The sequence below is a fragment of the Nitrobacter sp. 62-13 genome, from assembly GCF_001896955.1.
Lineage (GTDB): Bacteria > Pseudomonadota > Alphaproteobacteria > Rhizobiales > Xanthobacteraceae > Nitrobacter.
The window spans coordinates 1-258 of record NZ_MKRN01000197.1; the positions used below are offsets into that span (position 1 = coordinate 1).

Sequence of the window (258 nt, forward strand, 5' to 3'; positions counted from 1 at the left end):
AACCGGTCTGGCAAGGCACGATCGACGACAATCCGGTCGCGATGCAGGTCAGGCCGATCGCAAACGGATTCCGGCTCGCGCATCAGGGCTTCGAGGTCGCAATTAACGTATTCACCGAAACCGAGGCAGCGGCGGCGCGGCTGATGCCGGCGGCAACGGCGGCCGATAACGGCAAGAAGCTGCTGTGTCCGATGCCGGGCCTCGTCGTCTCGATCGCCGTGACGGAGGGACAGGAAGTCAAGGCCGGCGAGACGCTGG

Annotated in this window: 1 protein-coding gene; it reads left to right on the plus strand. The window is 65.1% G+C overall.

Features of this window, described 5'->3' with window-relative positions:
* Positions 1-258, plus strand: a 258-nt coding sequence (locus BGN91_RS15030) for a biotin/lipoyl-binding protein (protein WP_292614624.1), incomplete at both ends; no start/stop codon positions are given.